13 protein-coding genes are annotated in these 12,958 nt (G+C 65.5%); 3 read left to right on the forward strand and 10 right to left on the reverse strand.

The window, feature by feature from the left end:
• Positions 1 to 148: 148 nt before the first annotated feature.
• The 3 genes from purH to HBF25_RS17645 all read right to left on the reverse strand — a co-directional run bounded on the left by purH (position 149) and on the right by HBF25_RS17645 (position 3,112).
• On the reverse strand, positions 149 to 1,738 hold the full coding sequence (purH, locus tag HBF25_RS17635) for a bifunctional phosphoribosylaminoimidazolecarboxamide formyltransferase/IMP cyclohydrolase (protein WP_166950752.1): 1,590 nt from the start codon (positions 1,736 to 1,738) through the stop codon (positions 149 to 151).
• Between the two features lie 71 nt (positions 1,739 to 1,809).
• Positions 1,810 to 2,091, reverse strand: a complete 282-nt coding sequence (locus HBF25_RS17640; protein ID WP_166950754.1) for a helix-turn-helix domain-containing protein — start codon at positions 2,089 to 2,091, stop codon at positions 1,810 to 1,812.
• A gap of 178 nt (positions 2,092 to 2,269) precedes the next feature.
• Positions 2,270 to 3,112: a zinc-ribbon and DUF3426 domain-containing protein gene (locus tag HBF25_RS17645; protein WP_166950756.1), complete on the reverse strand. Its 843-nt coding sequence runs from the start codon at positions 3,110 to 3,112 to the stop codon at positions 2,270 to 2,272.
• A 64-nt stretch (positions 3,113 to 3,176) separates the two neighbouring features.
• Here HBF25_RS17645 and prmA point away from each other — a divergent pair, with 64 nt between their 5' ends.
• Positions 3,177 to 4,076 (forward strand): 50S ribosomal protein L11 methyltransferase, encoded by a 900-nt coding sequence (prmA, locus tag HBF25_RS17650; RefSeq protein ID WP_166950758.1) that lies wholly within the window; start codon positions 3,177 to 3,179, stop codon positions 4,074 to 4,076.
• Positions 4,077 to 4,220: 144 nt separating this feature from the next.
• Here prmA and accC read toward each other — a convergent pair whose 3' ends face one another.
• From accC to cutA, 7 genes are all read right to left on the reverse strand, one after another.
• Positions 4,221 to 5,591 carry an acetyl-CoA carboxylase biotin carboxylase subunit gene (gene accC / locus HBF25_RS17655; protein WP_166950760.1) on the reverse strand — a complete coding sequence of 457 codons (1,371 nt, stop codon included), beginning with the start codon at positions 5,589 to 5,591 and terminating at the stop codon, positions 4,221 to 4,223.
• A gap of 10 nt (positions 5,592 to 5,601) precedes the next feature.
• The gene (gene accB / locus HBF25_RS17660) at positions 5,602 to 6,060 is read right to left on the reverse strand and encodes an acetyl-CoA carboxylase biotin carboxyl carrier protein (protein ID WP_166950762.1); all 459 of its coding nucleotides are present in this window, start codon (positions 6,058 to 6,060) and stop codon (positions 5,602 to 5,604) included.
• Between the two features lie 58 nt (positions 6,061 to 6,118).
• Positions 6,119 to 6,568: a type II 3-dehydroquinate dehydratase gene (gene aroQ, locus HBF25_RS17665; RefSeq protein ID WP_166950764.1), complete on the reverse strand. Its 450-nt coding sequence runs from the start codon at positions 6,566 to 6,568 to the stop codon at positions 6,119 to 6,121.
• A 285-nt stretch (positions 6,569 to 6,853) separates the two neighbouring features.
• Positions 6,854 to 7,408 carry a DUF1415 domain-containing protein gene (locus HBF25_RS17670; protein ID WP_166950766.1) on the reverse strand — a complete coding sequence of 185 codons (555 nt, stop codon included), beginning with the start codon at positions 7,406 to 7,408 and terminating at the stop codon, positions 6,854 to 6,856.
• Positions 7,409 to 7,416: 8 nt separating this feature from the next.
• Complete coding sequence (locus HBF25_RS17675; protein ID WP_166950768.1) at positions 7,417 to 7,956, reverse strand: TlpA family protein disulfide reductase; 540 nt, start codon at positions 7,954 to 7,956, stop codon at positions 7,417 to 7,419.
• Positions 7,953 to 10,187 (reverse strand): protein-disulfide reductase DsbD family protein, encoded by a 2,235-nt coding sequence (locus tag HBF25_RS17680; RefSeq protein WP_166950770.1) that lies wholly within the window; start codon positions 10,185 to 10,187, stop codon positions 7,953 to 7,955. The genes HBF25_RS17675 and HBF25_RS17680 overlap by 4 nt, the downstream gene beginning before the upstream one ends.
• 49 nt (positions 10,188 to 10,236) lie before the next feature.
• Complete coding sequence (gene cutA / locus HBF25_RS17685) at positions 10,237 to 10,587, reverse strand: divalent-cation tolerance protein CutA (RefSeq protein ID WP_166950772.1); 351 nt, start codon at positions 10,585 to 10,587, stop codon at positions 10,237 to 10,239.
• 192 nt (positions 10,588 to 10,779) lie between these two features.
• Between cutA and HBF25_RS17690 the strand changes: the two genes are divergently transcribed.
• Entirely contained in the window at positions 10,780 to 11,073 is a 294-nt protein-coding gene (locus tag HBF25_RS17690) for a co-chaperone GroES (protein ID WP_144916355.1), read from the forward strand.
• Between the two features lie 99 nt (positions 11,074 to 11,172).
• Entirely contained in the window at positions 11,173 to 12,816 is a 1,644-nt protein-coding gene (groL, locus tag HBF25_RS17695) for a chaperonin GroEL (protein ID WP_166950774.1), read from the forward strand.
• The last annotated feature ends 142 nt before the right edge of the window (positions 12,817 to 12,958 follow it).

Consider the following 12,958-nt stretch of genomic DNA (forward strand, 5'->3'; position numbering starts at 1 on the left):
TCCGCTACTACAACCAGGAGCGACTACACTCCTCGCTCGATTACCGACCGCCAGCGGAGTTTGAGGCACTGGCGGCTTAACGCTCCTATCTGTGGTCCTCAAATACCCGGCCACTTCAGGCGCGCTCCTACAAAAGCGTGCAGCGGTATCAGTGACGGAAGTGACGGATGCCGGTGAATACCATCGCCATGCCGTGTTCGTCGGCGGCTTCGATCACTTCGTTATCGCGCATCGAACCACCCGGCTGGATCACGGCAACGATACCTGCTGCGGCAGCAGCATCGATGCCGTCGCGGAACGGGAAGAACGCATCGGATGCCATCACGCTACCCGGCACCGTGAGACCGGCTTCTTCGGCCTTCAGGCCTGCGATCTTCGCGCTCACCACGCGGCTCATCTGGCCCGCACCGATACCGATGCTGCGGTTGTCCTTCGCGTAGACGATAGCGTTGGACTTGACCATCTTCGCCACGCGCCAGGCGAACAGCAGGTCGTCGAGTTCGGTGGGCGTGGGCTGGCGCTTGCTCACCACCTTCAGCTCGTCGCGCGTCACCTGGCGGTGATCCGCAGTCTGCACGAGCAGGCCCGAGCCAACGCGCTTGATGTCATGCGTGTTGCGACCGTCACCCAGCGGGATTTCGAGCACGCGCACATTGGCCTTCTTCGTGGCCTCTTCCACGGCGCCGGCTTCGACGACGGGGGCAATCAGCACTTCGACGAACTGACGCTTGAGAATCACGCGTGCCGTTTCCGCATCGAGCGGACGGTTGAAGGCAATGATGCCGCCGAATGCCGAGGTCGGGTCGGTGGCATAGGCCAGTTCATACGCGGCGAGCGGATCGGCAGCCACGGCGACGCCGCAGGGATTGGCATGCTTCACGATCACGCAGGCCGGTGCATCGAACTGGCGCACGCATTCCCATGCGGCATCGGCATCGGCGATGTTGTTGAACGAGAGCTCCTTGCCCTGCAACTGGCGGAACGTAGCCAGCGTACCCGGTGCCGGATACAGATCGCGATAGAACGCACCCGCCTGATGTGGGTTTTCGCCGTAACGAAGGTCCATGACCTTCACGAAGCGGCCGTTCGACTGCTCCGGGAATTCCGCATGGGTGGCAACGGCGGTGTGCGTGTCATCCAGGCTGAGGCCCGAAAGATAATCGCTGATGGCGGCATCGTAGTTCGATACGCGATTGAACGCGGCCACCGAAAGACGGAAGCGCGTGGCGCGCGACAGGCCGCCCTTCGATTCGATTTCAGCCAGTGCGTCGTCGTACTGCGCCGGATCGGTGAGCACGCCGACGTCGTTCCAGTTCTTCGCGGCGGCACGCAGCATGGCGGGGCCGCCGATGTCGATGTTCTCGATCGCGTTCTCCAGCGTGCATGCCGGATCGGCGACGGTACGCTCGAACGGATACAGGTTCAGCACCAGAAGGTCGATGGGCACGATGCCGTGTTCGGCCATCACCGCATCGTCGGTGCCGCGACGGCCGAGCAGTCCACCGTGCACGCGCGGGTGCAGGGTCTTCACGCGACCGTCCATGATCTCGGGGAAGCCGGTCAGGTCGCCGACGTCGCGCACGGGAATGCCGGCGTCGCGAAGTGCCTTCGCGGAGCCACCAGTGGAAAGGATTTCGACGTTGGCCGCGGCGAGGCGGCGGGCGAGGTCGGTGAGCCCCTGCTTGTCGGAGACGCTGACAAGTGCGCGGCGGACGGGGACGAGGTCGGGCGTGGGCATGGGCACTTCCGGGGAGGAAAGCGCGTCATTATAGCCGCCCGGACGTCCGGGCGGCCCGGCGTGAGGCCGGATCAGGAGATGCCGTGGGCGGCCAGCTTCTTGCGCAGGGTGGCGCGGTTGATGCCGAGGGCGGCAGCGGCGCGGCTCTGGTTGCCTTCGTGGAAGGCGAGCACCTCGCGCAGGAGGGGGCCTTCGACTTCGCGGATCACCAGGGCGTGAAGACCTTCACCGAACTCGGTGTCACCAATGTCTGCGAGATAGCGACGCACGGTCAGGCTGACGCATTCGCTGAGGGCGCTCTGCACGGAGGTCTCGTTGGCGGCCTCGCCGGCAGTCAGTCTCACAGCGTTCAAGGCATTCCCCTCTCGCAGCCCGGAACGCGGAGCTCCGGTCAGTTCTTGTTCGAATAATGGTCGCTTGGGTGCGACGAAGACGCACCACCAGAAGGGGGGCGAAAGTCGCGAAGGGGACCGAGTGTACTCGCCCAGGCGCTGGAAGTGCAGGCTTGCAAAAAGAAATTTTTTCGAACGGTCACTCGAAGCTGAACGAGAATGCCACCGCCCGCTGGCCCGGGTCTTGCACTTCGAAGACCATCGCGGTGGTCGCGCCGGCGGACAATCCACGGGCACGCACACCGGCATCGCCGACATAGTCTTCCGGACGGAAGCGGCGCATGGCCAGACGCTCGCCCTGCGCATCGGAAAGCACGATGGTCACCACCGGATAAGGCTGCGCGAAACCTGCATCGTTCCGCACGCTGGCGGTAATCAGCAGGCCGTCGGGCACCGAAGGATGTTGCTCGACATCGCGCGCGAGCAGGCGCAGGCGATCGGGTGCCGCAACCAGTGGGAGGCGGCAACCGAACACATCGCAGACCTTGCCCAGCAAGGGTCCCATGGTGTCATCGGTAATCAGCGCCTCGCGCTTGGCCCAGCCCAGTTGCGCAAGCAGGCCGAGCAGTAGCACGGCGCACACCAGCACCCACGCGGCGGTCTGCCAGGAGCGGCGCTTGCGGCGGGCGAAGGCCGGCGTAAACGTGAGCTGGGAGAAGTCTTCCGCTGGCGCGGGTTCGTCCGGGGTGGTGTCGGGCGCCCCTGTCACGGCTTCTTCGACGAAGAGCGGTCCCTCCGGTTCAGGGACAGGCTCCGGCTCCGGCCTGGGACGGAATACCGCCACATCGGCAAGCGGTGGCTCGCGGTCGAGTGCATGCTCGGGCAGGCGGGCGAACGGCTCGGGCGGCAGCTGGGTCGCCAGCGTGCCCAGCGCATTGAACACGGTGTCGCAATGGCGGCAGCGCACGCAGCCACAGGCCGGCACCAGTTGCTCGGCTTCCAGCTTGTAGACGGTGAGGCACTTGGGACACTGCGTGTACATCGTTCGATCATAGCCTGCATGGCCGGTAGAATCGTGGCTCCTGTCCCTCTGTTGCGATCCCACGATGCCCTGGCTCGAACTCTCCCTCACCATCCGCGCCGCCGAACAGCCGCGCGTCGAAACCGCGCTGGAGGACCTCGGCGCCCTGTCGATCACCCTGCGTGACGCCGATGCGGAGACGCCCGACGAAGAGGCCATCTTCGAGCCGGGCGTGGGCGAGATTCCGTTGTGGAACCAGATCGTGCTGCATGCCTTGTTCGACATCGAGGCCGACCGCCGCGGCCTGACCGCCGCCATCGCCGACGACCTGCCGTTCATCGAGCCGGCGCACATCGAGTGGCGCGAAGTGGAAGACCAGGATTGGGAACGCGCCTGGATGGACCAGTTCAAGCCGATGCCGTTCGGCCGCCGTCTGTGGGTATACCCGTGGAATATCGAGCCACCGGAGGATGGCGGCATCGTGGTCGTGCGACTGGATCCGGGCCTGGCCTTCGGCACGGGCACGCACCCCACCACGGCCATGTGCCTGGAATGGCTCGATGGCCAGCAGCTGGCCGGCAAGCACGTGCTCGACTACGGCTGCGGCTCGGGCATCCTCGCCATCGCGGCGCTGAAGCTTGGCGCATCGCGTGCGGTGGGCATCGACAACGATCCGCAGGCGCTGCTGGCCTCGCATGACAATGCCGAGCGCAATGGCGTGCATGCGGACCTGGCCGTCTATCTGCCCGGCGAAGCGCCGGTGGAGCTGGCCGATGTGCTGGTGGCGAACATCCTTGCGGGGCCACTGGGTGAGCTTGCGCCGACGTTTGCCGCCGCCGTGAAGCCGGGCGCGCCGTTTGCACTGTCGGGCATTCTTCACGGGCAGCACGAGGAATTGCTGGTGCGCTATGCCGAATGGTTCGACGGCCTGGAAGTACGCACGCTGGAAGACTGGGTGCGCATCAGCGGTTATCGAAAGGCGTAAGCGCGCAGGAGCCGATGCAACGCCTCGCGGTGCTGGTGAGCCGGGGCGCTGGGTTCCAGCGTTCGCTGGAACGACGGGGTGCGGGGTGGATATCGCATAAAAAAAATCCCGCCTTTCGGCGGGATTTTTTTTACAGGGAGCGGATTACTCCCCCTGCGGTGCTTCCTTTTCCTTTTGCTCTGCCATGCGCTTCTCCAGATAGTGGATGTTCTGTCCACCCTGCTGGAAGCCTATGTCGGCCATGATGCGCTGCTGCAGCGGAATATTGCACTTCACGCCTTCGATCACCGTTTCGTTCAGCGCCATGCGCATACGCGCAATAGCAGTGGCACGATCCGGGCCGTGCACGATGATCTTGCCGATCATCGAGTCGTAGTTCGGCGGGATGCGATAGCCGTCGTAAAGGTGCGTATCGACGCGCACGCCCGGGCCACCCGGAGCCTCGAAACGCTTCACCGTGCCAGGGCTCGGCATGAAGGTGTCGGGGTCTTCGGCATTCACGCGGCATTCGATGGCATGACCGGTGAGGACGATGTCCTCCTGGCGGATCGACAGCTTCTGGCCGCTGGCGATGAGCAGTTGCTCGCGTACGAGGTCCACGCCCGTGACTAGTTCCGTCACCGGATGCTCCACCTGGATACGGGTGTTCATCTCGATGAAGTAGAAACGGCCGTTCTCGAACAGGAACTCGAACGTGCCCGCGCCGCGATAACCGATGCGGATGCATGCGTCGACGCACACCTTGCCGATCTGCTCGCGCAGTTCCGGCGTGATGCCCGGAGCCGGTGCTTCTTCCACCACCTTCTGGTGACGACGCTGCATGGAGCAGTCGCGCTCGCCCAGGTGGATGGCATTGCCCTGGCCGTCGGCCAGCACCTGGATTTCCACGTGGCGCGGATTCTCCAGGAACTTCTCCATATAGACCTGATCGTTGCTGAAAGCCGCCTTGGCTTCCTGCTTGGTCATGACGATGGAGGCGGCAAGGTGGGCTTCGGTGCGCACGACGCGCATGCCGCGACCACCGCCGCCGCCGGCGGCCTTGATGATGACCGGATAGCCGATCTCACGGGCGATGCGCAGGTTTTCGTCCACGTCGTCGCCGAGCGGACCGCCCGAGCCGGGCACGCACGGCACGCCCGCGGCCTTCATGGCGCGGATGGCTTCGACCTTGTCGCCCATCAGCCGGATCACGTCGGCCGTGGGGCCGATGAAGACGAAGCCCGACTTCTCCACCTGCTCGGCGAAGTTGGCGTTTTCGGACAGGAAGCCGTAGCCCGGATGGATCGCGGCGGCGTCGGTGATCTCGGCCGCGGCGATGATCGCCGGAATGTTGAGGTAGCTTTCGGCGGACGGACCCGGACCGATGCATACCGATTCGTCGGCGAGGCCGACGTGCTTTAGGTTGCGATCAACGGTGGAGTGCACCGCGACCGTCTTGATGCCCAGCGCGTGGCACGCGCGCAGCACCCGCAGCGCGATTTCGCCGCGATTGGCAATGACGACCTTCTCGAGCATGGCGAGGGCCTCAGGCAATCACAAACATCGGTTCGTCGAATTCCACCGGCTGGCCATTCTCGACCAGCACAGCGACGACGGTACCGGCCACATCGGCCTCGATCTGGTTGAACATCTTCATCGCTTCGATGATGCCCAGCGTCTCGCCAGCCTTGACCTGCTGGCCGACCGTGGCAAATGCCGGGGCGCCCGGGGTGGACGCGGCGTAGAAGGTGCCAACCATCGGCGCCTTCACGACGTGGCCTGCGGGCAGGGCGTCGGCAGCCGGGGCAGCCGGAGCGGCGACGGCAGCTGCCGGAGCGGGTGCAGCGGCGACCGGCGCCTGCTGGTACACCGGCGCGGCAACGGCGACGCTGCCCTTCGGCACGCGCGAAAGGCGGACGACTTCTTCGCCTTCCTTGATTTCCAGCTCGGCGAGGTTCGATTCCTCGAGCAGGTCGATGAGCTTCTTGATCTTGCGCAGGTCCATGGGACAAACCTATGTCGGGTGGTGGGATGGGCGCCTTCGGGCGCCGCAAAAAGGAAAATCAGGCGGCCGGAACGGCGAGGCGGATCAGGGCCGCTTCCAGCGCCAGGCGGTAGCTGTCACCGCCGAAGCCGCAGATCACGCCGCTGGCGAGATCCGACATATAAGAGTGATGCCGGAACGGTTCACGGGCATGCGGGTTGGAGAGGTGGATCTCGATGAACGGGATCGCCACGCCGGCCAGGGCGTCGCGCAGGGCAACGGAGGTGTGCGTGAAGGCAGCCGGATTGAAGAGTATCCATGCGGTGCCCTCGTCGCGGGCCTGGTGGATGCGCCCGATCAGCTCGTGCTCGGCGTTGGACTGGAAGAAACCCAGCTCGTGACCGGCCGCCTGGGCGCGGCCCAGCAGCGAGGCATTGATGTCGGCCAGGGTCTCATGGCCGTACACCGAAGGCTCGCGCACACCGAGCAGATTGAGGTTGGGTCCGTGCAGGACGAGGATCCTGGCCACTCTTCACCTGTACCTTGGGGTCCGGGGCTCCGGAACGCCGCGCAGTGTGCGCCTGTCCAGGCAGGTTGTCCAGTTCGGTGACGTTCGCAGCAGTTCGCTGGAGATCGTGACTTTCCACACGCCACCGTATGGACTGTAGGAGCGCGCCTGCGCGCGACACGGTAGTGCGATCACATGGGGAGGGCACCGTTATCCCCGGTCGCGCGCAGGCGCGCTCCTACAAATGCCGTGTCGATCCGCGGGGCAGCGCGGCTTGTGTAGGAGCGCGCCTCGCGCGCGACCGCGTCAGGATTCGGCAAATAACTTCCGCCACCCCTCATGCCCCAGCCTGTCCAGCGTCGCCATATTCGCCTCGAAAATCGTCGAAGCTTCCGGAAACGCGGCAACGGCCTTGTCGATGCTGGCTTCCCGCAACAGGTGCAACGTAGGGAAAGGCGACCGGTTGGTGTAATTGGTGATGTCGTCCGGCGCCGTTCCGTCGAACTGGAAATCCGGATGGAAACTGGCGACCTGGATGTCCCCCTCCAGCTCAAGATCGGCCACCGTATCGTCCGCCACTTCCAGGAATTCGTTGAAATCCTCGAAATCAACGAGCACCCGGGGATGGATCAGCAGCGTGGTATCCACCGCCTCGGGATCCGCATCGCGCAGGAATTCGAGTTCGCGCACCAGGTCCGCATGCAGTTGCAGCGGCTGGTCCGCATCGCTGACCACATAACGGACCTGGCCCTTGCGTTGCACGGCCTTGGCAAAAGGGCACAGATTCAGGCCGATGACGGCGCGTTCGAGCCAGAGGCGGGTCGCGTCGATCGCCTCGTCGTGGGTAGGGGGGGTGTCCATGGAGGTTCTCAGTGTTCCGGGGCCAGCCACTCGTCGAGTTCGGCGGGGCTGAAGGTGCCGATCTTGCGGCGCAGGATGCGCCCATCTTCGCCGATCAGCACGCTATAGGGCAGTACCCGTCGCGTATTGCCGAACGAGAGCGAGCCACCCGGTGAGTCGCTGCCGGCGATCACCACGGGATAGCTGACCGGCCGCTCCGCGATATAGCCACGTACGGCGTCGGCGGTGTCTTCCGCCGCGCCGATGACGGCGACGTTTTGCCCGCGATAGCGCGGATAGGCCTCGCTCAACAGTGGCATTTCCCGGCGGCAGGGGGCGCACCAGGTGGCCCAGAAGTTGATCAGCACCTTCTGTCCGCGCCAGTCCGACAACGGACGGGCTTTTCCGTCAGGCGTGAGGAATACGACGTCGCGTGGGATATCGCCCTCGACGGCCACCGTCACCCCTTCGGGCGGCGAGGGATTCAGGCGCCGGTGTTCGGTCCAGAAGCCGGCGGCCGCCGCAACGACCGCCAGCACCACGATCCAGAACGCCGGGCCGCGGGTCATGGGTGGGCGGCGGCCTCGAGTGCCTTCTCGACGGTGTCGTAGGTGAGCACCGTGGACAGCTTGTGGCCGTCGCCACCCTTCGGATACACGACGTAGAGCGGCACGCCCACCGAGTGGTACTGGTCGAGGAAAGCGGCGATAGTGGCGTTTACGTCGGTCCAGTCGCCCTTCATGTAGACGGTGCCGGTGCGCTTGAGCAGGTCGCGGAAGGCGTCGGTGTCGAGCACGGCGCGTTCGTTGGCCTTGCAGGTGATGCACCAGTCGGCGGTCATGTCCACGAACACCGGCGTGCCCGCGGCACGCAGCTCGGCCAGTTTCTCTGGCGAGTAGGGCACCGAGCCGTCCGCCGCGACGCTGGCGCCGGCCGCCTGGGCCGGCAGACCGTGCACGGTCCACAGTGCGGCCGCGGCACCGATGGCCAGCACGGCGCTGAAGATCCACGACAGACCGCCGCGACGACGGCCGTACCACCACAGCGCCATGGCCAGCAGCACACCACCCGCCAGCACCAGTGCCGTGGCATCGGCGCCACGCTGCTTGGTGAGCACCCACAGCAGCCATACGGCCGTGAGGTACATCGGGAAGGCCAGCGCCTGCTTCAAAGTTTCCATCCAGCGACCGGGGCGCGGCAGCAGGCGGGCGATGGCCGGCACGAAGCCGATCAGCAGGAACGGCAGCGCCAGGCCGAAACCCAGCGCGATGAAGATGAGGAAGGCGACGGCGATGGGTGCCGCGAAGGCAAAGGCGATGGCCGAACCCATGAAAGGCGCGGTGCAGGGGCTGGCGACTACCACGGCGAGTACGCCGGTGAAGAAGTCGCCGGCCGGGCCCGAGCGCGAAGCCAGTCCGCTACCGATATTGCCCAGCGAACCGCCGATCTCGAACACGCCGGACATCGACAGGCCCACGGCCAGCATCACGTAGACCAGCAGGCCCACGGCCAGCGGCTGCTGGAACTGTGCGCCCCACTGGATGCCGTGGCCCGCGGCGCGCACGCCGACCACCACGAGACCCAGGGCGGCAAAGGCCACCAGTACGCCCGCCGTGTACCAGAGGGCATGGCGGCGCGCCGCGCCCGGGCTTTCACCGCTTTCCAGCACGGTGATTGCCTTCAGCGACAGCACCGGCAGCACGCAAGGCATGAGGTTGAGGATCAGGCCGCCCAGCAGGGCCAGGCCAAGGGCAGCGGCAATGCCGACGGGCGTGTCGTCGCCTGCGGGCTTCAGACCGGCCGGCGGTGGCGTGGGTGCCACGTCGGCGGGAGCAGCGGAGGCGGTTTTCGCGCCGATCTTGCCGACGACCACGGCGCCACTGCCCAGGTCGACGCTGAGGTGGCGGGTCATTACCGGGTAGCAGATGCCGTTTTCCAGGCAGCCCTGGTAGGCGACATCCAGCTCCACCTTCTTCGACGCATCGAGCCCGGTAAGCGGCACGGGCACTTCGACCTGGTCGAAGTAGACGATGGTGTCGCCGAAGTTCTCGTCGTGGTGGGCGGTGCCGCTCGGCCAGTCGGGTTCACCGGTCTTGGCGCCGGCCGGCGAGGTCACGGTGATCTGGGTCTTGTCGCGGTAGAGGTAATAGTCCTTCGGCATGGTCCAGCGCAGGACCAGTGTCTTGCCTTCCTTCGCCAGGGCTTCGAAACGGAAGGCCTGGTCGGGCGGCAGGGAGGCGGCTTCGGTGCCCGGCGTGGCAGCGGGCGCACCGAGCAGCGAGGCGCCGCTGGAGAAGGCACCGCCGGCAGCCGGCGTACCCGTGGATGCCGGGATCGTGGAGGCACCGCCAATCTCAAGCTTCAGATGTTCCGTGTTCGGCGGATAGCAGATCTTGGGCTCCACCTCGTGGCAGCCCTGGTACTGGACGTCCAGCGCGAGAGTCTTGGTGCCCTTGTCGAGCAGCGTGTAGGGCACGCTGGCTTCGATGTCGCCGTGGTAGATCTCGACATCGCCCAGGTAGTCGTCGTGCTTGCGGATGCCGTCCGGCAACGTCGGCTCGCCCAGTGTCGCGGCGTTGGGCTCGGCGGCCTTGATCTTGATGCGACCCCGGTAGAGGTAATAGTCCGGCGCGATGGTCCAGTGCAGTTTCACCATGCCCGGCTGGCTGGCGTCCGAGGTGAGATGGAAGGCCTCGGTGACCGGCAGCAGGTTGTCGTCGTCCTGGGCCATCGTCGGCAGGGCGGCGACCAGGGCGACGGCGGCGAGCAGGTTCCGCGCGAGGCGGGCAAACAGCGACATGGCAACTCCGTGGATCGGGGCGGCGACGAACCGCGTCGGGCGTCGGTGATTATGACCGGGCGACCCCGGATTCGCTTGCAGCGACGTTGGCACGCAGCCAGTCGAGGTAGGGAGCATGCCCGGCCGTGACCGGCAATGCCACGATCTCGGGCACCTCATACGGGTGCCTCGCCGCGACGAAGGCCTGCAACGCCGGGTAGGCATCGGACGTGGTCTTCGCCAGCAGCAGGTCTTCCTCATCGGTGACGACCTCACCCTGCCAGCGATAGGTGGACCGCATGCCGGGCAGGCGGTTCACGCAGGCGGCGAGCCCGGCCTCCACGAGGCTGCGGGCGAGGGTGTCGGCCGGTTCGCCGGTGGGGCAGGCGATCAGGACCACGAGGGCGCCGGTCTGGGTCATGCTTTCTTCTCCCGCTGTCATATTTTTTGTACCGCCGCCCTTGAACCGTTTCCGGACGGCGCCATGTCTTCGCGAGCGCCAGGCCCTTCCGATTCCGGGTAGGCTTTGGCTAGAATTCTGGCACTCGCCCTGGCCAAGTGCTAACAAGGCGAACCTTTTTTCTTAACCATCAACCACATGCTTGGAGTAGTCATGAGCAAGCTGAAGCCGTTGCACGATCGCGTCATCGTCAAGCGTCTGGAAGAAGAGCGCGTTTCCGCCGGTGGCATCGTCATCCCGGACAGCGCCACCGAGAAGCCCACCCGCGGCAAGGTCATCGCCGCCGGCACCGGTCTCACCCTGGCCAGCGGCACCGTCCGCGCCATGGGCGTGAAGGAAGGCGACGTCGTGCTGTTCGGCAAGTATGCCGGCCAGGAAATCAAGGTCGACGGCGAAGAGCTGGTCTTCCTGAAGGAAGACGACATCGTGGCGATCCTCGAGGGCTGATCTTGCGGTTGGGCCTGCTCTGACGCGTCAGTCGCGCTGGCAGGCCCTCAAGATCAAGAACCCTTTACCTAATTTCAAAATTTTTGAGGCAAAAATTTTATGGCAGCTAAAGAAGTCCGCTTCGGCGAAGACGTCCGCGCCCGCATGCTGAAGGGTGTCAACACCCTCGCCAATGCCGTCAAGGTCACCCTCGGTCCCAAGGGCCGCAATGTCGTGCTCGAAAAGAGCTTCGGCACCCCGACCGTCACCAAGGACGGCGTCTCGGTCGCCAAGGAAATCGAACTGGCCGACAAGTACGAGAACATCGGCGCCCAGATCGTGAAGGAAGCCGCCTCGAAGACCTCCGACGTGGCCGGTGACGGCACCACGACGGCGACCGTCCTCGCCCAGGCGTTCATCCAGGAAGGCCTCAAGGCCGTTGCCGCCGGCATCAACCCGATGGACCTCAAGCGCGGTATCGACCAGGCCGTCGTGGCCGCCGTCGGCGAGCTGAAGGCGCTGTCGAAGCCCACCGCCGACGACAAGGCCATTGCCCAGGTCGGCACCATCTCGGCCAACTCCGATGCCAACATCGGCGACATCATCGCCACCGCGATGAAGAAGGTCGGCAAGGAAGGCGTGATCACGGTTGAAGAAGGCTCGGGTCTCGAGAACGAACTCGACGTCGTCGAAGGCATGCAGTTCGACCGCGGCTACCTGTCGCCGTACTTCATCAACAACCAGCAGTCGCAGCAGGTTGAACTGGACGACCCGTTCATCCTCATCCACGACAAGAAGATCTCGAACGTGCGCGAGCTGCTCCCGGCGCTCGAAGCCGTCGCGAAGGCCGGCAAGCCGCTGCTGATCGTCGCCGAGGAAGTCGAGGGCGAAGCCCTGGCCACCCTCGTCGTCAACACGATCCGTGGCATCGTGAAGGTCGCCGCCGTCAAGGCGCCGGGCTTCGGCGATCGCCGCAAGGCCATCCTGGAAGACATCGCTGTCCTCACCGGCGGCACGGTTGTCTCCGAGGAAGTGGGCCTGGCCCTCGACAAGGCCACCATCAGTGATCTCGGCCGCGCCAAGCGCGTCGTGATCACCAAGGAAAACACCACCATCATCGATGGTGCCGGCCAGGCAGAACTGATCCAGTCGCGCATCGGCCAGATCAAGGCGCAGATCGAAGAGACCTCGTCCGACTACGACCGCGAGAAGCTCCAGGAGCGCGTGGCCAAGCTGGCCGGCGGCGTGGCCGTCATCAAGGTCGGTGCCGCCACCGAAGTCGAGATGAAGGAAAAGAAGGCCCGCGTCGAAGACGCCCTGCACGCCACCCGTGCAGCCGTCGAAGAGGGCGTGGTCCCGGGCGGCGGCGTCGCCCTGATCCGTGCGCTCAAGGCCCTCGAAGGCCTCAAGGGTGCCAACCAGGACCAGGACCTCGGCATCGCCATCACCCGTCGCACGCTGGAAGCCCCGCTGCGCGCCATCGTCACCAACGCTGGTGAAGAAGCGTCGGTCGTGGTGAACAAGGTGAAGGAAGGCAACGGTAACTTCGGTTACAACGCTGCCAACGGCGAGTTCGGCGACATGATCGCCTTCGGCATCCTGGACCCGACCAAGGTCACCCGTTCGGCCCTGCAGTTCGCTGCCTCGGTCGCCGGCTCGATCATCACGACCGAAGCGGCCGTGACGGAAGTGCCGAAGAAGGACGACGGCGCCGGCCACGGTGCTCCGGGTGGCATGGGCGGCATGGGTGGCATGGACTTCTAAGTCCCTGCCTTCCAGGCACTCGCTCCCTAAAAGGGCCTCGCGTTTGCGGGGCCCTTTTTTTGCGCTTCGCTCCGTAGGAAGGGCTCGCCTGTCGGCCTCGCGCTCGGCGCCTGTGGCGTGATCGCTTGGAGGCGACGGGTGC

Source organism: Luteibacter anthropi (assembly GCF_011759365.1).
GTDB lineage: Bacteria > Pseudomonadota > Gammaproteobacteria > Xanthomonadales > Rhodanobacteraceae > Luteibacter > Luteibacter anthropi.

Bases quoted from the DNA above. Each gene is read 5' to 3' on its own strand.
- purH (WP_166950752.1), bottom strand. From the start codon at position 1,738: ATGCCCACGCCCGACCTCGTCCCCGTCCGCCGCGCACTTGTCAGCGTC.
- HBF25_RS17645 (WP_166950756.1), bottom strand. From the start codon at position 3,112: ATGTACACGCAGTGTCCCAAGTGCCTCACCGTCTACAAGCTGGAAGCC.
- prmA (WP_166950758.1), top strand. From the start codon at position 3,177: ATGCCCTGGCTCGAACTCTCCCTCACCATCCGCGCCGCCGAACAGCCG.
- accC (WP_166950760.1), bottom strand. From the start codon at position 5,591: ATGCTCGAGAAGGTCGTCATTGCCAATCGCGGCGAAATCGCGCTGCGG.
- accB (WP_166950762.1), bottom strand. From the start codon at position 6,060: ATGGACCTGCGCAAGATCAAGAAGCTCATCGACCTGCTCGAGGAATCG.
- HBF25_RS17670 (WP_166950766.1), bottom strand. From the start codon at position 7,408: ATGGACACCCCCCCTACCCACGACGAGGCGATCGACGCGACCCGCCTC.
- HBF25_RS17675 (WP_166950768.1), bottom strand. From the start codon at position 7,956: ATGACCCGCGGCCCGGCGTTCTGGATCGTGGTGCTGGCGGTCGTTGCG.
- HBF25_RS17680 (WP_166950770.1), bottom strand. From the start codon at position 10,187: ATGTCGCTGTTTGCCCGCCTCGCGCGGAACCTGCTCGCCGCCGTCGCC.
- cutA (WP_166950772.1), bottom strand. From the start codon at position 10,587: ATGACCCAGACCGGCGCCCTCGTGGTCCTGATCGCCTGCCCCACCGGC.
- HBF25_RS17690 (WP_144916355.1), top strand. From the start codon at position 10,780: ATGAGCAAGCTGAAGCCGTTGCACGATCGCGTCATCGTCAAGCGTCTG.
- groL (WP_166950774.1), top strand. From the start codon at position 11,173: ATGGCAGCTAAAGAAGTCCGCTTCGGCGAAGACGTCCGCGCCCGCATG.